Annotated in this window: 9 protein-coding genes; all 9 read left to right on the top strand. The window is 74.2% G+C overall.

Translation table 11 applies throughout. From position 1 onward, the window contains the following. Positions 1 to 120 precede the first annotated feature (120 nt). The gene (locus tag ACFYYJ_RS35050; RefSeq protein WP_385124065.1) at positions 121 to 861 is read left to right on the top strand and encodes a BTAD domain-containing putative transcriptional regulator; all 741 of its coding nucleotides are present in this window, start codon (positions 121 to 123) and stop codon (positions 859 to 861) included. Positions 862 to 1104: 243 nt separating this feature from the next. Continuing rightward, positions 1105 to 2124, top strand: a complete 1020-nt coding sequence (locus ACFYYJ_RS35045) for a LysR family transcriptional regulator (RefSeq protein ID WP_389138214.1) — start codon at positions 1105 to 1107, stop codon at positions 2122 to 2124. 154 nt (positions 2125 to 2278) lie between these two features. After that, complete coding sequence (locus tag ACFYYJ_RS35040) at positions 2279 to 2560, top strand: acyl carrier protein (protein ID WP_385124069.1); 282 nt, start codon at positions 2279 to 2281, stop codon at positions 2558 to 2560. Between the two features lie 34 nt (positions 2561 to 2594). Further along, the gene (locus tag ACFYYJ_RS35035; protein ID WP_389138213.1) at positions 2595 to 3827 is read left to right on the top strand and encodes a beta-ketoacyl-[acyl-carrier-protein] synthase family protein; all 1233 of its coding nucleotides are present in this window, start codon (positions 2595 to 2597) and stop codon (positions 3825 to 3827) included. After that, the gene (locus tag ACFYYJ_RS35030) at positions 3827 to 4921 is read left to right on the top strand and encodes a beta-ketoacyl synthase N-terminal-like domain-containing protein (protein WP_385358893.1); all 1095 of its coding nucleotides are present in this window, start codon (positions 3827 to 3829) and stop codon (positions 4919 to 4921) included. The genes ACFYYJ_RS35035 and ACFYYJ_RS35030 overlap by 1 nt, the downstream gene beginning before the upstream one ends. Positions 4922 to 5028: 107 nt before the next feature. Continuing rightward, positions 5029 to 5775, top strand: a complete 747-nt coding sequence (gene fabG, locus ACFYYJ_RS35025; RefSeq protein WP_385364143.1) for a 3-oxoacyl-[acyl-carrier-protein] reductase — start codon at positions 5029 to 5031, stop codon at positions 5773 to 5775. 55 nt (positions 5776 to 5830) lie between these two features. After that, on the top strand, positions 5831 to 6538 hold the full coding sequence (locus ACFYYJ_RS35020) for a 2-hydroxychromene-2-carboxylate isomerase (RefSeq protein ID WP_385364142.1): 708 nt from the start codon (positions 5831 to 5833) through the stop codon (positions 6536 to 6538). 117 nt (positions 6539 to 6655) lie between these two features. Beyond that, complete coding sequence (locus ACFYYJ_RS35015) at positions 6656 to 17707, top strand: amino acid adenylation domain-containing protein (protein ID WP_389138210.1); 11052 nt, start codon at positions 6656 to 6658, stop codon at positions 17705 to 17707. After that, positions 17704 to 18627 carry an ABC transporter permease gene (locus tag ACFYYJ_RS35010; protein WP_389138208.1) on the top strand — a complete coding sequence of 308 codons (924 nt, stop codon included), beginning with the start codon at positions 17704 to 17706 and terminating at the stop codon, positions 18625 to 18627. Before ACFYYJ_RS35015 ends, ACFYYJ_RS35010 begins: the two co-directional genes overlap by 4 nt. Positions 18628 to 18641: the final 14 nt, after the last annotated feature.

Here is an 18641-nt window from a genome sequence, read left to right as displayed (position 1 = left end):
CCCCCGACCGGTCGCCCCGGGACAGCATGAGGGCCTGCACCGACACCAACGGGGGTTGTACAAATGGAAATCAACGTGCTCGGTTCCACATCCCTTTCCTGGGGAGACCGTACGTATGCCATGGCCTCGAAGCGGGTGACCTCGCTGCTGACGTTCCTGGCCCTGTCTCCGCGCACGACGGTGACGTCCGACCGCATCGAGGACGAGCTCTGGGCCCACCAGCGGATGACCAACGCCCGCAACGCCCTCCAGGCCAACGTGCTCCGGCTGCGCAAGTACCTGGAATCCCTCACCGGGATGAAGGGGACGGAGCTGATCCGCACCGTCGGCAGCGGCTACCTGCTGGACCTCGCGCCCGAGCGCGTCGACGCGCACCGCTTCCTGCGGCACGCGGAGGCCGGTGCCGCGCTGGTCCACGTGGACCCGGAGCGGGCCATCGCCGAGCTGGAACGGGCGCTCGGGCTGTGGCGGGGGCCGGCCCTGATGGACTCGGTGGACGGGGTGCGGATCCGGCTGGCCGCCGCCCACCTCGAGGAACGCCGGATCACCGCCTACGAGGACCTGATCACGGCCATGCTGACCGTCGCGGCGCACCGGATCTCGGTGCCGGAGCTGCGCCGGCTGGCCGTCGAGCACCCCGAGCGGGAACGGCTGAGCGAGCTGCTGATGCTGGCCCTGTACCGGGAGGGCAGGCAGTCCGAGGCGCTGGAGGTGTTCCACGGCGCACGGCGCCGGCTCGCCGGGGACCTGGGGCTGGAGCCGGGGCGCGCCCTGAACCGGGCGTACCAGGCGATCCTCGAACAGGACGACGTGCTCGGGGAGCCCCGGCAGGCCCTCGTGTACGCCGGCCGGCGCGGCTGAGCCCGCCACCCCCGTCCGCGTGCCCTGTCCTTCCGCTGTTCCGGCGCCGGCGTCCCGCTGACGTTTCGCGGGGGCGCCCCTTGTCCGTAAACGGAATGCCGATACGGTGAAAGCGCCGGTCGGTCCGCGGACCCGTTTCCGGCCGAATGCCAGGACCCGGAGATCCGGGGACGGTTCACCCCGGCGGCAGTGGGCCCGTGGACCGAATTCCCATTTCCGGGAACCGCCGACGGGGGGCAGGACATGGAACTCGAATTGCGTCACGCTCGCATTGTCGTCACGATCGCCGCCGCCGGGAGCATTTCCGCGGGAGCCCAGGAACTCGGTCTTCCGCAGCCGAGTCTGACCGCGCAGCTGCGCCGAATCGAAAGGGCGGTCGGCGGCGACCTCTTCACGCGCTCCCGGTCCGGGGTGACCCCGACCGAGCTGGGCTCACGGCTCGTCCCGCTCCTGGCCGATCTGGTCCGGCGGGCGGACGAGGTGATGGCCGAGGCACTGGCCGCGTCCGGCGGGCCGCTGCGGCTGGGGTGCACCGAGTGGACTCCGCCGGCGCTGCGCGACGCCTTGCAGGCCGCGCTGCCGGACGCCGCCGTGCAGACCCGGACGCTGAACCCGGAGGCCGCCGTGGAGGCGGTGCGGCGCGGGGCGCTGGCCGCGGCCCTGGTACCCCTGGTGCCCGAGCCGTCCGGCGGCGCGCCAGCCGGCGACGACGACGGCGGCGGCGGCGGCGGCGGCGAACCGGCGCTGGGCCGCGCCCTGATCGTGCGGGAGCCGGTGTGGCTGGCCGTGCCGCAGGGCCATCCGCTGGGCGCCCGCGCGTCCGTCGGGGCGGACGAGCTGACGGAACTCACCGACCGCGCCGGGCTGGCCTGGGTGCGCTCGGCCCAGGACCACTGGTTCCGTGCCGTGGAGCGGCGCGTCCTGGGGAGCTCGGTGCCCGGGCGGGTGCTGCACCACGTCAACAGCCATCAGGAGGCCATGAACTGGGTGCGGGACATGGAGGTGGCCGCGCTCACCACGCCCTCCGGGGCGCTGCCGGGCGTGACCCTGGTCCCGGTGACCGGGAGCGAGCGGGTCGATCTGGTGCTGCTGTGGCGCGGGAACGCCCTCCCCCGCGCGACCCCGCGCACCCTGGTCGACACCGTGCGCGCGTACTACTGCGACTACGCCCGCTCCCGGCCGGCGTACTGGTCCTGGATCCGGGAGCACCGCGGCGAGTTCGGGGAACTCGGACGGCACCTCCCGCAGCCGGTCGACGCCTGAGCCGCCCCTCGGGTCGCCCGGCGGGAGTTCAGTACGCGTTCAGCCACGACTCAGCGATGCCTCAGCAGTGGCTCAGTGGTGACTCAGCGGGAGACCGGCGACGGGTCAGGCCGGTGTCAGGGGCGCGTCAGAGCGGTCGGCCAGCATCTGCGGCATGACAACAGCAGCGAACCGCCTCGACCTCGAAGCCCGCGACCGGATCAAGGAGATCATCTGCGACATCCTGGAGATCGAGCCCTCGGAGATGACCGAGACCAGCCGCTTCAAGGAGGACCACGAAGCGGACTCCATGGGGGCCATCGAGATCCTCTCCCAGCTGGAGCGGGTCTTCGGCACCGACATCGACCAGGCCGAGCTCTCCCGGATGGTCGACCTGGCCGCCGTCATCACGGTCGTCGAGGAAGCCCTGGCCGCCGATTCCGAAGCCGCCAACTAGGCCGCGGCGCGTACGACTACGACGGGAGCGCAGGGTGTACGACGATGAGCGGGCGCCGCGCCGGGTGGTGATCACCGGCCTCGGCACGGTCACCAGCATCGGCCTCGGAGTCACGGCCTTCCTGGACGGACTGCGGTCCGGACGCAGCGGGGTCAAGCCGATCACGGCCTTCGACACGACCGGCTTCGCCCACGCCAACGGGTGCGAGGTGGACGACTTCGAGCCCGGCGACTGGATCCACCGGACCGATCCGGCGGAACTGGGCCGGGCCACGCAGTTCTCGATCGCGGCGGCCCGGATGGCCGTCGAGGACGCCGGCCTGACCCCGGAGGACCTGCGGGAGCGGAAGGTCCTGGTCTCGGTCGGCACGACCGACGCCGAGTCCCGGGACCTCGACCTGCTCGTCGGGCAGCAGTTGGAGGGCGGGCCGGAGCGGCTGGACCGGGGCGTCGTGCGCCGGGCCCAGGCCGGCCGGCTCTCCAGCGGCATCGTCCACGAACTCGGCCTCGTGGACGTGGAGGCGCTGACCATTCCGACGGCCTGCGCGGCCGGCAACTACGCCATCGGCAGCGGCTTCGACGCCATCCGCGACGGGGACGTCGAGACGGCGCTGTGCGGCGGCGCCGACGCGGTCTGCCGCAAGACCTTCACCGGTTTCTACCGGCTCGGCACCATCGCCCCGGAGGTCTGCCAGCCCTTCGACAAGGACCGCAAGGGCATCCTCACCGGGGAGGGCGCCGGGATCCTGCTGATGGAGAGCCTGGACTCGGCGCTGGCCCGCGGCGCCCGGATCTACGCCGAGGTGCTCGGCTACGGCCTCAGCTGCGACGCCCACCACCCCGTCGCCCCCGACCAGGACGGCCTGGCCCGGTGCATCGAGGTGGCGCACCGCAACGCGGGGGTCAAGGCCGAGGACGTCGACTTCATCTCCGCGCACGGGACCGGGACCCACGCCAACGACGTGACGGAGACGGGTGCGATACGCCAGGTCTTCGACACCCCGCCGCCCACCATCTCCATCAAGTCCATGATCGGCCACTCCATGGGCGCCGCGAGCGCGCTCGCCTCCGCCGCCTGCGCGCTGGCGATCACCGAGGAGTTCATCCCGCCCACCATCAACCACCGCGAGACCGACCCCGAGTGCGGCCTGGACTGCGTGCCCAACGAGGCCCGCCCGGCCCGGCTGAACGTCGTGCAGAACAACGCCCTGGCCTTCGCGGGCAACAACGCCGTGCTGATCCTCGGCCGGTACGAGGAGGCCGCCTGATGTCCCCCACCCCCCTGGTCGTCTCCGGCTGGTCGGCGGTCTCGCCGTTCGGCGTCGGCGGCGACTCCTTCCGCGGCGGGATCTCCGCCGGCCGCACCGCGATCGGGGCCGTCGACCGCGAGGCCTTCCCGGGCCCGTTCGCCGAGGGCGCCGTGGTCCCCGATTTCACCGCGGCGAAGTACGTCGGCAAGAAGGGGACCCGGACCATGGACCGGGTCACCGCGCTCGCGGTCACCGCGGTCGGCGGTCTCATCGAAGGTTTCCGGGAAGAGCTGACCGCGCGCTCCGAGCAGACCGCCCTGGTCCTCGGCACCGGCTCCGGCAGCGTGCAGAGCATCATGGACTTCACCCGGGACGCGCTGGCCGGCGAGCGCCCGTACCACGTGGACCCGGCCCGCTTCCCGAACACCGTGATGAACCGGGCCGCCGGGCAGAGCGCCATCTGGCACGGCATCAAGGGCCCCAACACCACCGTCGCGGGCGGCTCGCTGACCGGCCTGCTCGCCCTCGGGTACGCCCTGCGGCTGCACCGCGGCGGGCACTGCTCCCGCGTGCTGGTGGGGGCGGCCGAGGAGTACTCCACCCAGCGCTCCTGGCTGGAGTGGCACGGCCGCGACGAGGAGGAGCGCGACACCCCGCTCGGCGAGGGCAGCGCCGTCTTCCTCCTGGAGACCTCCGAGGACGCGCGGGCCGCCGGACGGACCCCGTTGGCCCGGATCGGCGCCACCGGCTTCCGCGCGTTCCACTCACCGGACGGGGCCCGCGACGCCCTTGCCGTCTGTGTGCGCGGCGCGCTGGAGAAGGCCGGGGTGGCCGCCGGTGACGTACGGCTGGTGGCGCCCCTGGGCTCCGGCGGCCCGCTCGTCGCGCAGGAGGAAGCGGCCGTCACGGACGTGCTCGGCGCGGACGCCGACCCGCGGTGGGTACGGATCCGGCCGCTGGTCGGGGACACCTCCGCGGCGTCCGCCGCGCTCCAGTTGGCCGCGGTGCTCGCCGCGGCCGGCGAGCGGGGCCTGGCGCCCGGCGAGGCCGCGCTGGTCACCGGTGTCGAGCGGGACGGCCTGGTCGGCTGCGCGGTCCTCACCGGCGGCTGACCTCCCCACACCCCGGCGGCCGGCCGGGAGCACACCCCCGCCCCGGCCGGCCGCCGGCCCCTCCCCCGGCCCGGAACCGGGCCCCATCAGCGAGGAGTACCGAGCACATGTCCGCAACCGAACGCCGCGTCGCACTGGTGACCGGGGGCTCCCGGGGCATCGGCCGCCACGTCGTGGCCCGCCTCGCGCAGGACGGCTACGACGTCGCGTTCTGCTACCAGTCCGACAAGGAGGCCGCCGACGCCGCGGCCGCCGAGGCCACCGCCGCCGGGGCCCGCGTCCACACCGCACGCACCGACGTCCGCGACCACGACGCCGTACGGGACTTCGTCCGCTCGAGCGAGAAGGAGCTCGGCCCGCTGCACACGGTGGTGTCCTGCGCGGGCATCGTCCGCGACAACCCGCTCGTGATGCTGGCGCCCGACGACTGGGACGCGGTCCTGCGGGTCAACCTGGACGGCACCTACAACCTCTGCAAGGCCGCGGTGTTCGCCATGATGAAGCGCCGCGCCGGCTCGGTGATCACCCTGTCCTCGGTGGCCGGCGTGTACGGCAACGCCACGCAGACCAACTACTCGGCGACCAAGGCCGGGATCATCGGCTTCACCAAGGCCCTCGCCAAGGAGAGCGGCCGCTACGGCATCCGGGCCAACGCCGTCGCCCCCGGGTTCATCGAGACCGACATGGTCTCGGGCCTCTCCGCGGAGCACGTCGGGAAGATGACCGAACGGATCCCGCTGGGCCGGTTCGGGCGGCCCGAGGAGGTCGCGGACCTGGTCTCCTTCCTCGCCTCGGACCGTGCCTCGTACATCACCGGACAGGTCTTCGGGATCGACGGCGGTCTCGTCGTCTGAGGACCCGCGTCGCCCCCCACCCACCCACGCAGCCAGGCCGACCGAAGGGTTCACCGTGCCCAAGAACAAGACGCCCCGCTTCTACTTCTCGCTGCGCAGCCCCTACTCCTGGCTGGCCTACCGCGAGATCACGACCTTCCACCCGGACCTCGTCGAACAACTGGAGTGGGTGCCCTTCTTCGAGCCGGACGAGCTCAGCGCCCGGCTGCTGACGGAGCAGGGCGGCCGGTTCCCGTACTCGGCGATGTCGCGGGAGAAGAATCGTTACGTCCTCCAGGACATCGGCAGGATCACCAAGGCCCGGGGCCTGTCGGTGACCTGGCCCGTGGACCGCGAGCCGGTGTGGGAGGTCCCGCACCTGGCCTACCTGGTCGCGGCCCGGCACGGCCGCGGCCACGACTTCATCGACGCCGTGTACCGGGCCCGGTTCGGTCGCGGCCGGGACATCTGCGATCCGGCCACGATCGAGGACGTCGCCTTCGAGATCGGGCTCGACCCGCGCGAGCTGGCCCGTGCCAGCGACGTCCCGGAGGTGCGCGCCGAAGGGATCCGGATCCTGCTCGACGTGTGCCGGGACGGGGTGTTCGGGGTGCCCTTCTTCGTCCACGGCTTCAGCCGCTTCTGGGGCATCGACCGGCTGGACGACTTCGTCGCCCACCTGCGCGACCGGGAGGTGCCGGCCGGCTTCGTGCCGGAGCCGCTGACCGCGGTCGGGCTGGGCGCCCGGGCGACCGAGGACGCCCACGCGGGCGGCTGCGGCTGAGGGGCCCCACCCCCTCTCAGCGCGCCGTCAGTTCGCTTTCAGACCGCCGTCAGCGCGCGCGGCGACGATCTGGCCCGTGACAGGGCTGACATCGCACACCTTCGCTAGGGGATAGCCATGACGCATGTTCAGACGGTCGGCGGCCTTCCGCTCACCGCCGGCCAGAAGGACATCTGGTTCGACGCGAAACTCTCTGGCGGGGGAGCCACGTACAACACCGCCATCTACTGGGACATCACGGGGCCGCTCGATCACGGCCTGCTGCGCAGGGCGCTGGAGCGGCTCGTCGAGGAATCGGAGTGCCTGCGGGCGAGATTCACCGAAGTGGACGGCGAGCCGCGCCAGTTCGTCGAGCCCCTGGCGGAGCTGCCGCTGACGGTCACCGACGTCAGCGGCGCGGCCGACCCGGCCGCGGCGGCCCACGACGCGATCCGCGCCGACCTGCGGGTTCCGTTCGCCTTGACCGACGAGGGTGACGAGAACGGCGAGGGCGGCGACGGCGGCGCGCGCGGGCCGCTCTTCCGGCTGAGCGTGTTCACGCTCGGGGCCGACCGCGCCTTCTTCTGCCTCCTCAACCACCACCTGGTCTCCGACGGCTTCAGCTACGTCATCTACTGGCAGCGGCTCGCCGCGATCTACGAGGCCCTGCTCGCCGGCGCCGATCTCGACGAGGGCCGTTTCCCGGCGCTGACCGCGCTGCTCGACGCCGAGGCCGGCTACGTCGGTTCGGCGCGTGCCGAGCGCGACGCGGCGTATTGGGAGGAACGTTTCGCCGACCGGCCCGAGCCGATCAGCCTCTCCACCGGCGACGCCGAGCCCGCCCAGACCTTCCTCCAGGAGCAGGACGTCCTGCCCGAGGCCGTCGCCGAGCGGCTGCGCGCCCTGGCCTGGGAGTCCCGCGTCACCTGGCAGACGGTGCTCGTCGCGGCCCTGGGCGCGTACACCGCCCGGATGGCCGGCACCGAGGACGTCATGCTGTCCGTGCCCGTCACCGCCCGCGTCGGCGGCGACACCCAGAAGGTCCCCGGCATGGTGGTCAACTACCTGCCACTGCGGCTCGCCGTGGACGGCGCCACCACCCGCACCGGTCTGCTCGCGGACGCCTACCGCGCCTTCTCGCAGGCCCTCAAGCACCAGCGCCACCGCGTCAGCAGGATCCGTCGCGCCATGGGCCTGCCCAGCGACGACCGGCGCCCCTTCGGCCCGTTCCTCAACATGATGCCGCAGGTGGAGAAGCTGGCCATCGGCCCGTGCGCGGCCACCATCCACAGCCCGTCCACCGGGCTGGTCGACGACCTGGAGTTCACCGTCGCCGACAAGGGCGACGCCGGCATAGGCATCGACCTGAACGGCAACGAGGCCCGCTACACGCGCTCCGAGGTCCGGGCGCACCTCGACCGGTTCGTCTCCTACCTCGACCGCTTCCTGACCACCGGCCCGGACGCGCCGTTGGCCGGCCTCGACCTCCTCTCCCCCGGCGAGGCCGCGGACCTGGCCGACGCGCTCACCGGGCCGGTCCGCCCGACCCCGTACCTGGGCGTCGTGGAGCGGATCCGGGCGCACGCCGCGACCACCCCGGACGCCCCGGCCGTCACCGACGACACCGGCACGCTCGACTACGCCGGGCTCGTGGGCCGGGCCGGTGCGCTCTCCCGCCACCTGACGGGCACCGGCCCGGTCGCCATCCTCACCGAGCCCGGCCGGGACTTCGTCACCGCCGAGGTGGCGGTCCTCGGCGCCGGACGGGCGTTCATCCCCCTCGACCCGGGGGCTCCGCTGCCCCGCCTGGTCTCCCTGCTGCGCGACAGCGGCGCCGGCTTCGTGCTCACCGACGCCGCGCACCGGGAGCTCGCCGGGCAGGCCGCCGCGGCCGCCGGCGACGGCGCCGCGCTGCCCGTGCGCGAGATCGGCTCCGAGCAGGACGCCCCGGACGCGCTGCCGCCCGTACTGGGCGGCCCGCGGGACCTGGCGTACGTCATCTACACCTCGGGTTCCACCGGCAAGCCCAAGGGCGCCATGGTGCAGCGCGGCGGCATGGTCAACCACCTGCTCGCCAAGATCGAGGAGCTGTCCCTGGACGGCTCCGACGCGCTCGTCCACAACGCCCCCGTCACCTTCGACGTCACCGTGTGGCAGACCCTGACCACGCTGCTCGTCGGCGGTCGGGTCCGCGCCTTCGGCCGGGCCGAGGCGTCCGATCCCGACGCGCTGTTCACCACGATCGGCGCCGAGGGCCTGACCGTGCTGGAGGTCGTCCCCTCCCTGATGCGCGCGACGCTCGACGTGTGGGACGCGGCCGGATCCGCGCCGGAGCTGCCCGCGCTGCGCTGGATGATCTCCAACGGGGAGGCGCTGCCGGCCGAGCTGTGCGCCCGCTGGTTCGCCCGCTACCCGGACATCGCGCTGGCCAACCTGTACGGCCCGACCGAGTGCTCCGACGACGTGACCCACGCCTACGCCCGCACGCGGGGCGAACTCGACGCGATGGGCGCGGATATCGTCCCGATCGGCCGGCCGCTGCGCAACACCCGCCTGCACGTCCTCGGCGACGACCTGGCGCCCGTTCCGCGCGGGGTCCGCGGCGAGCTGTACATCTCCGGCGCCGGCGTGGGCCGCGGCTACCTCGGCGACCCCCGCCGCACCGCCGTCACCTTCCTGCCCGACCCCTTCGCCGGCGACGGCTCGCGCATGTACCGCACGGGCGACCTGGTGGAACTGCGCCCCGACGGGCAGCTCGCCTTCGTCGGCCGCCGCGACCACCAGGTCAAGATCCGCGGCCAGCGCATCGAGCTGGGCGAGGTCGAGTCGGCGCTGCGCGCGCTGCCCGGCGTCGCCGACGCGGTCGCCGCCGCCGTGACCGACCCGGCCGGGCACAAGCGCCTGGTCGGGTACCTGGAGCCGGAGTCCGGCGTCCTCCTCGACACCCCGGCGCTGCGCGCGCTGCTGGCGGGCCGGCTGCCGGAGGCACTCGTGCCCACGGCGCTGCTCACGCTGGACGCGCTGCCGCTCACCGCGCACGGCAAGGTGGACCGCAAGGCGCTGCCCGCCCCGGACCTGGCCGGCCCGCGGGCCGCCGTCCGGGCCGCCCGTACGCCGGAGGAAGGCATCCTCTGCGCGGTGCTGGCCGAGGTGCTGGGCCTGCCCGAAGTCGGTGTCGACGACGGTTTCTTCGCCCTCGGGGGCGACAGCATCAGCTCCATCCAGGTCGTCAGCCGGGCCCGCCGGGCCGGGCTGATCGTCACCGCCCGCGACGTCTTCAAGCACCGCACCCCGGCCGCCATCGCCGCCGTGGCCCGGCGGGTGGAGGGCTCCGTCGCGGTCGCGGTCGACGACGGGACCGGAGAGGTCGACCCGACGCCCATCTCCGACCGGCTGCGCGAGCAGCTGTCCGAACTGCCCGACGCCACCCGCGAGTTCGCCCAGTACACGGTGGTCGGCGCGCCCGCCGGGCTCACCCCGGCCGTCCTGGAGCCCGCGCTCCAGGCGGTCCTGGACCGGCACGACGCACTGCGCCTGAGGCTCACGTCGCCGGTACCGGGCCTGTGGGCGCAGGAGGTCCTGGCGCCCGGCGCCGTCGGCGCCGCCGACGTGGTCACCCGGATCACCGTGCCCGCCGGGGCGGACCGCGCGACCGTGCTCGCCGAGCAGATCGCCGCGGCCCGCGCCCGACTGCGGCCCGAGACGGGCCTGGTCGTCCAGGCGGTGCTGCTGGAGGAAGCCCCGGGCGAGGGCGGTCGGCTGCTGCTGGTCGTCCACCACCTGGCCGTGGACGGTGTGTCCTGGCGGATCCTGCTGCCCGATCTGGAGGCCGCCTGGCAGGCCGTCTCCGAGGGACGCGCCCCGGCCCCGGAGCCCGTCGCGACCTCGTTCCGGACCTGGGCGAAGGCCCTGTCGGCGGATGCCCGCACCTCCCGGCGCGTGGCCGAACTGCCGCTGTGGAGCGCCCAGTCGGCGGGACCGGCGGAGATCCTCGCCGACCGGCCGCTGGACCCGTCCGCCGACACCTGGGCGCACGCCGGCCGGCTGCGCCTGGAACTGCCCGCGGAGCTCACCGCCGACGTGCTCACCCGGGTGCCCGGAGCCCTGCACGCCGAGATCAACGAGGTGCTGCTGACCGGTCTCGCGCTGGCCGTCACCGGCCGTACGGGAGCCACGGGCACCCGTACCGTCGTCGAACTGGAGGGCCACGGCCGCGAGCAGATCGGGGACGGCCTCGACGTCTCCCGCACGGTCGGCTGGTTCACCAGCGCCTACCCGGTCGGGCTGGACGTCGGCGTGCTGGACCGGGCCGAGGTCGCGGCCGGGGGTCCCGCCGTCGGCGCCGCCCTGAAGCGGGTCAAGGCCGCGCTGCGCGCCCTGCCCGACCACGGCATCGGCTACGGCCTGCTGCGCCACGTGAACCCGCAGACCGCGGCGGTGCTCGCCCGGGCCGCGGTCCCGCAGATCTCCTTCAACTACCTGGGCCGGTTCGCGGCGGGCGACGGCGCCTGGGCCATCGAGGCCGGCGGCGCCGGTCTGACCGCCTCGCCCGACACCCCGCTGCGCCAACCGCTGGACCTGGTCGCGCTGACCGAGGACCGGCCCGGGGGCCCGGTCCTGGTGGCCGAGTGGACCTGGCCATCGGACGTGCTGGCCGAAGCCGCCGTACGGGAGATCGCCGAGGGCTGGTTCGCCGCGCTGGGCGCGCTCGCCGCGCACTCCTGCGACCCCGGGGCGGGCGGCCGGATCGCCGCCGAGTTCCCGCTGGTCGAGGTGGAGCAGCGGGAGGTCGACGCCTGGGAGCGGGAGCTGTCCGGGCTCACCGACGTCCTTCCGCTCTCCCCGCTCCAGCGCGGCCTGTTCTTCCAGGCGGAGTACGACCGCCAGGGCATGGACGCCTACACCCTCCAGGTCGTCATGGACATCGGCGGCGCCCTGGACGTGGCCGGGCTGCGTGCCGCGGCCACCGCGCTGCTGGACCGCAACCCGGCGCTGCGCGCCCGGTTCCGGGAACGGGAGCAGGGCGATCCGGTGCAGCTGATCCCGGCCTCCGTCGAGCTGCCGTGGACCGAGGTCGACCTCACGGCCGCCGCCGATCCGGGCGCGGAGGCGGGCCGGCTCACCGAGGAGGAGTGGCTGGACCGCTTCGACGTGACGCGGGGTCCGCTGACCCGGTTCACCGTGTACCGGCTGGACGCCGAACGCCACCGCGTCGTGTGGACCACCCACCACATGCTGGTGGACGGCTGGTCGCTGTCCGCCGTCCTCGCCGAGGAGCTCGTCACCCTGTGGGGCAACGGCGCCGACGTCACCGCCCTGCGCCCGGTGGCGCCGGGCCGCGCCCACCTGGAGTGGTCCGCCGCCCAGGACAAGCCGGCCGCCCGCGCGGCCTGGCAGCGGGAGCTCGACGGGATCGACGAGGCCACCCGGCTCGGTCCCGCCGACCGGCCGCGGGTCTCGGTCCTGCCCGAGACCCACACCGTGGAACTGCCGGTCGGGCTGACGGCCCCGCTCACCGAGTGGGCGAACCGGCGCGGCCTGACGATGAACACGGTCGTCCAGGGTGCCTGGGCAGCCGTACTGGGCAGCCTGACCGGCCGCCGCGACGTGACCTTCGGCGCGGTCGTCTCGGGGCGTCCCGCGGACCTGCCCGGGGTCGAGCGGATGGTCGGCGCCTTCCTGCACACCCTGCCCGTGCGGGCGAACCTGGATCCGGCGCTTCCGTTCGAGGAGGTGCTGGCCGACCTCCAGGACCGCCAGCTCGCGCTGGAGGAGCACCACCACCTGGGCCTGGCCGAGGTGCAGCAGGCCGTCGGGGTCGGCGAGCTCTTCGACACCGTGGTCAGCTTCCACAACTACCCGGCGGGCGCGCTGGACGCGATCGGCTCGTACGTCCCCGGTCTGACGATGCTTGACTGGAAGGCCCGGGTCATCGCCGAGTACCCGCTCGCCGTCGGGGTGTTCCCGGCCGACGGGCAGCGGCTGCGGGTGGAGGCCCAGTACCGGCCGGACGTCTTCGACGCCGCGCGGGCCGAGGTCTTCGTCGACCGGTTCGCCCGCGTCCTGGAGCAGCTCGCCGACGCCCCGCGCACCCCGCTGGGCCGGATCGACGCGCTCACCGGCGGGGAACGCGAGCAGGTGCTCGACGCCTGGTCCGGCGCGGCCGCGGCCCGCCCGGCCACCGGCGCCCTGGCCGCCGCGACGTTCGAGCGGTGGGCCCGCTTCTCGCCCGCCAAGCCGGCCGTCTCCCTCGGCGCCGAGGAGCTCGACTACGCCGAGCTGAACGGCCGGGCCAACCGGCTGGCCCGACTGCTGATCGGGCTCGGTGCCGGACCCGAGCAGCCGGTCGCCGTGATGCTGCCCCGTTCCCCCGGGCTGGTCGTCGCCGCGCTCGCCGCGCTCAAGGCCGGCGCGGTGTTCCTGCCCGTCGACGCCGACTACCCGGTCGACCGGATCGGCCACATGCTGGAGGACGCCCGCCCGCCGGTCCTGCTGACCGACACGGCGACCGGGTCCCGCCCGGCCGGTCTGCCGGACCTGGCCGCACTCGGGGTCACCCCGGTGCTGCTGGACGAGCCGGAGGCGGCCGCCCGGCTCGCCGCGCTCGACGGGCACGACCTCGACGACGCGGAACGGGTGGCGACGCCGCACCCGGAAGACACGGCGTACGTCATCTACACCTCCGGCTCCACCGGCCGCCCCAAGGGCGTGGCCGTGGCGCACACCGGGCTGATGTCGATGGTCTCCAGCCTCTCCGACCGGTTCTGGCTCGACCACGACGTACGGGTCCTGCAGTTCGCCTCGTTCAGCTTCGACGCCTCGGTCTTCGGCATCATGCTGGCGCTGCTGAACGGCGGCACCCTCGTCATCGCCGACGAGGAGGCCCGCAATCCCGGGCAGCCGCTCGTCGACCTGATCAACGACGCCCGGATCAACCTGGTCGCCCTGCCGCCCGTCGTGGTCGGCGGGCTGCCCGCCGACGCCGTCCTCCCCGCGGACCTGCGGCTGGTGGTCACCGGCGAGGCGGTGCCGGCCGGGGTGGTGGAGCGCTGGGGCGGCTCGGTCAGGCTGTTCAACGGGTACGGGCCCACGGAGGCCGTGGTCGGCTGCACCGTCGCCGGCCCGCTGGCCCCCCGGGGCGGGCGGCCGCCGATCGGCAAGCCCACCAACGCCCACCGCGTGTACGTGCTCGACGGGAACCTGCGGCCCGTGGCCCCCGGTGTCACCGGCGAGCTGTACGTCTCGGGCGGCCTGGCGCGCGGCTACCTGAACCGGCCGGGACTGACCGCGGCCCGGTTCGTCGCCGACCCGTACGGACCGGCGGGCTCCCGGATGTACCGCACCGGTGACCTCGTGAGCTGGCTGCCCGACGGGGACCTGGACTACCTGGACCGGGTCGACGACCAGGTCCAGCTGCGCGGGATCCGCATCGAGCTCGGCGAGATCTCCTCCGCCCTGCTCGCCCAACCCGGCGTCGAACAGGCCGTCGTGGTGATGCGGGAGGACGAGGCGGGCGAGCGCCGGCTGGTCGCGTACGTGGTCGCCGCCTCGGCCGTCGGACCCGAGGCCACCGCGGTGCTGCGCGAGCGGCTCGCCGCGGAACTCCCCGACTACATGGTCCCCTCGGCGGTGGTCGCCCTCGCCGAGCTGCCGCTGACCGTCCACGGCAAGCTGGACCGGGCGGCGCTGCCCGACCCGGACCTGGGCGCGGTCTCCCGCGGCCGGGCCCCGCGCACACCCGTCGAGGGCGTGCTGTGCGGGCTGTTCGCGGACGTCCTCGGGCTGGAGCAGGTCTCCATCGACGACGACTTCTTCGAGATCGGCGGGCATTCGCTGCTCGCCACCCGCCTGGTCAGCCGGGTGCGCGGCGCCCTCGGCGTCGAACTCCCCATCCGTTCCCTGTTCGAGGCCCGGTCCGTGGTGGGCCTGGCCGGACGGGTCGCCGACGCGGCGCAGGCCCGGCCGGCGCTGGCACCGGCCGCTCCGGGAGGGGAGCGCCCGCTCTCCTTCAGCCAGCAGCGCCAGTGGTTCCTCAACCGGCGCCAGGGCCGCGCGGACGGCTCGTACAACAGCGCCATGGCCTTCAGGCTCACCGGGAAGCTCGACACCGACGCGCTACAGGCGGCCCTGCTCGACCTGACGGCCCGGCACGAGGTGCTGCGGACCGTGATCCCCGAGCAGGACGGGGTGCCCGCGCCGCGGGTCCTCGACCCGGCCGCGGGAGCGCCGGTCCTGGGTACGGTGTCCGTCTTCACCGACCAGCTCGACACGGCACTGGCCGCCGAGGCGGACCGGGGCTTCGACCTCACCGAGGAGACCCCGCTGCGGGTGCGGCTGTTCCCGGCCGGCGCCGACTCGTACGTCCTGCTGATCGTGCTGCACCACATCGCCTTCGACGGCTGGTCGATGGGGCCGCTGCTCGACGACCTCTCGACCGCCTACCGGGCGCGGACCGGCGGTCGGGCCCCCCGGTGGGAGCCGCTGCCCGTGCAGTACTCCGACTTCGCGGTCTGGCAGCGCGCGCTGCTCGGCGAGCCGGACGACCCGGACGGCCTCGGCGCGCGGCAGCTCGACTTCTGGCGCGACGCGCTGGCGGGTCTGCCGGAGGAACTGCCGCTGCCGACCGACTTCCCCCGTCCGCAGGGCGGCGGGACCGCCGGTGACACGGTGCTCTTCGACCTGGACCCGGAACTGCACGGCGCGATCGGGGAGATCGCCCGGGCCACCGGGACCACCGAGTTCATCGTCTTCCAGGCGGCGCTCTCGGCCCTGCTGACCCGGTGGGGCGCGGGAACCGACATCCCGCTCGGGGTGTCCGTCGCCGGGCGGGCCGACGACGCGCTCGCCGACGTGGTCGGCATGTTCCTCAACACCCTGGTGCTGCGCGGCGACACCAGCGGCGACCCCACCTTCCGGGAGCTGCTCGCGCGGCTGCGGGAGACCGACCTGGCCGCCTATTCGCACCAGGACGTGCCGTTCGACCAGGTCGTGGACGCGGTCAGGCCGGCCCGCGCGCTGGGCAGGCACCCGCTGTTCCAGGTCTCGCTCACCGTGCAGCACGACGGGGTGCGGGTGCCGGAGCTGGTGGGTCTGAGCGCGGAGCCCGAGTACGTGGGTTCCGACCAGGCCAAGCTGGACCTGGTGCTGGAGCTGTTCAACTGGCCCGGCCGGGACGGCATGCGCGGTCTGCTGACCTTCAGCACGGCGCTGTTCACCCGGGACACCGCGGAGCGGCTCGTCGAGCAGTTCCGGCAGGTCCTGCGCGCCGTCGTCGCCGACCCCGAGGTCCGCGTCAGCGCCCTCGACGCGGACCGCGGCACCGCCGCCCCGGCGGCGGACACGCTCACCGGGCTGCTCGCCGGGCGGATCGCGGCCTCGCCGGGGGAGACCGCGGTGGGCGCCGGGTCGCGGGCCCTGTCGTACGCGGCGCTGGACGAGCGGGCCGGTCTGCTGGCCCAACACCTCGTGGAGCGGGGGGCCGGCCCCGGCCGGGTCGTCGCCCTCGCGGTGCCGCGCGCCGTCGACCAGGCGGTGGGCGCCCTGGCGGTGCTCAAGTCCGGCGCGGCGTACGTGCCGGTGGGCGCGGAGGAGCCGGCCGATCGGGTGCGGGAGCTGCTGGAGGTCACCGGCGCGGTGGCCGTCCTCAGCACCGAGGGCCTGGCCGGGAGGCTGCGGAGCGCCGGGGTCCCGGTCGTGGTCCTGGACTCCGCCGTCGCCGTCGCCGGGCAGGCGTCCGGACCGGCTCCGGCGCACCTGCCGGACCCCGACCGGCCCGCCTATCTGCTGCGCGGGGCGGACGGCGCCGCCACGCCGACCCCCGTCAGCCACGCCGAGGCGGCCGCGCTGGCCGCCGTACCGGGTGCGCCGGCGGAGACCGGGCTCTGGGCGGCCCTGCTCTCGGGCACGGCCGCGGGCGCCGCGGACCGGCCCGGGCGCGACTGGTCCGCTCCGGACCCGTCGGCTCCGGACACGTCGGCCCCCGAACCGTCCGCCCCCGCCCCCGCGGAGGGGGCGGCGGCCGGCGCCGATCCGGTCGAGGAGGCACTGCTGCGGATCGTCCGCGACGTGCTCGCCAAGGACGCGCTGAGCCCCGGGGAGAACTTCTTCGACGCCGGCATGGACAGCATGAAGTCGCTGCGCGTGGTCAGCACGGCCCGCAAGGAAGGTCTCGGGCTGAGCATCGCGGACGTCTTCGTCCACCAGAGCGTCGCCGCACTGGCCGCGAGCCTGCGCCCGGCGGCCGAACCGGCTCCGGAACCGGCTCCGGAACCGGCTCCCGAACCGATCGCGGAGGCCGCCGCGGCGGCGCCCGCGCCGGAGGCGATGCGCAGCAGCGCCCGGGGCATGGCCGAGGCCATCGCCGAGGCCGACGCGAACGAGCACATCGAGCACTTCACGCCGATGTTGACGATCCAGCCGGGCGGCGACCGCGCCCCGCTGTTCTGCGTGCACAGCGGGGTGGGGCTGTCCCTGTCCTACCTGACCCTGGCGCCGTACCTCCACCCGGACCAGCCCCTCTACGCCCTCCAGTCGCCCACCGTGGTGGACGGCGCGCCCCTTCCGGAGAGCATCGAGGAGAACGCCGCGGAGTACATCCGGCTGATCAAGGAGGTCCGGCCGGAGGGCCCGTACCACCTGCTGGGCTGGTCGTTCGGCGGGCTCCTCGCCTTCGAGATGGCCGTCCAGCTGCGGGCGGCGGGCGACGAGGTGGGACTCCTGACCGTCATGGACTCCTTCCCCCGTACCGACGCGGTCGACGAGCGCGACGAACAGGTGCGGCTGGGCTGGCTGATGGAGGGCATAGGCCACCACCGGGACGAGTTCGGCGGCCGCCGGATCGTGCCGGACGACCTGTACGAGACGCTGCGCCGGGACGGCAGTCCGCTGGCCCGCATGGGTCGCGAACGGCTTGGCCGCGTGGTGGACCTGATGGGCCGCCACCAGCTCCTCAATACCCGTTACAAGCCCGGTGAGTACGCCGGGGACGTGGAGCTCTTCCTGGCCGAGCGCTCGCCGTGGGGCGAGGTGACCGCCAAGGACGTGCTGTGGAAGGAGTTCATGACCGGCTCCGTGCGGGTGCACCGCGTCGACTGCGCGCACGACGACATGCTCGACCCGGAGCCGTTGACCGCCATAGGCCCGGCCCTGCGGGCCGCCCTCGACACCTGGAAGGCCGGTGCCCGGTCATGACGACGACCGTTCCGCGCCCGGAAGCCGACTCCCGAGCAGAGTCCGAAGCCGAGTCCGCAGCGAAGCTCGCGGCGGACTCCGGCAAGGCCGCCGTCACCGGGGCGCCGCAGCTCGCGGAGGTCCGGTCGGCGGGCCTGCGCACCCTGCTCACCGAGACCGGCGCGGTCGTCGGCCGGCGGCTGCGCCGGATGCGGCGGGCCCCCGGCCGCTCGATCGGCATCGTGCTCAACCCGATGCTCTCGCTGATCATGCTCGGCTACCTGTTCCGCTACTCGATCCTCCTTCCGCAGGGCGGCGATTACGTCGAGTACGTCTTCGCCGGCGGAGCCGTCCAGGTCGGCCTGGCCTGTGTCGGTCCCACCGCGGTCTCGCTCGCCCTGGACATGCAGGGCGGGCTGGTGGACCGGTTCCGCTCACTGCCGATCAACCGGGCCTCGATACCGATCGGGCACACCGCCGCGGACTGGCTCGTGGGCATGGGCGGACTCGCCACCACCGTCCTGATCGGCCTCGCGCTGGGGTGGCGTTCGCACACCGGATGGCTGCCCACCCTGGCGGGTTTCGCCCTCGTCGCGCTCTTCATCTACGCGATGCTGTGGCTCGGGGTGCTGCTCGCGCTCACCCTGCGCAGCGTCGAGACGATCAGCGTGGTGGCCCCGTTCATCGTGGTCGTGCTGCCCTTCCTGTCGAGCGCCTTCCTCTCGCCGCAGACGATGCCGTCCGCGCTGCGCCCCCTCGCCGAGTGGAACCCGGTGACCGCCGTCATCGCCTCCTGCCGCGACCTGTGGGGCAACCCGGACACGCCCAGCAGCGGTTTCGCGGGCACCCATCCGCTCCTGGTGGTCTCGGTGACTTTGACCGTGATCTTCGTGACCTGCACCGTTGTGAGCCTGCGGCGTTTCCGTACGGCGACGAACTGACTCCCCCGCCGAAG

This window comes from Streptomyces sp. NPDC002467, from assembly GCF_042889825.1.
Classification (GTDB): Bacteria; Actinomycetota; Actinomycetes; order Streptomycetales; family Streptomycetaceae; genus Streptomyces.
This window is presented reverse-complemented; position numbering and strand designations above follow the sequence as displayed.

Coding starts and splice junctions, on each gene's coding strand:
- ACFYYJ_RS35050 (WP_385124065.1), top strand. CDS start 121: ATGGCCTCGAAGCGGGTGACCTCGCTGCTGACGTTCCTGGCCCTGTCT.
- ACFYYJ_RS35045 (WP_389138214.1), top strand. CDS start 1,105: ATGGAACTCGAATTGCGTCACGCTCGCATTGTCGTCACGATCGCCGCC.
- ACFYYJ_RS35040 (WP_385124069.1), top strand. CDS start 2,279: ATGACAACAGCAGCGAACCGCCTCGACCTCGAAGCCCGCGACCGGATC.
- ACFYYJ_RS35030 (WP_385358893.1), top strand. CDS start 3,827: ATGTCCCCCACCCCCCTGGTCGTCTCCGGCTGGTCGGCGGTCTCGCCG.
- fabG (WP_385364143.1), top strand. CDS start 5,029: ATGTCCGCAACCGAACGCCGCGTCGCACTGGTGACCGGGGGCTCCCGG.
- ACFYYJ_RS35015 (WP_389138210.1), top strand. CDS start 6,656: ATGACGCATGTTCAGACGGTCGGCGGCCTTCCGCTCACCGCCGGCCAG.
- ACFYYJ_RS35010 (WP_389138208.1), top strand. CDS start 17,704: ATGACGACGACCGTTCCGCGCCCGGAAGCCGACTCCCGAGCAGAGTCC.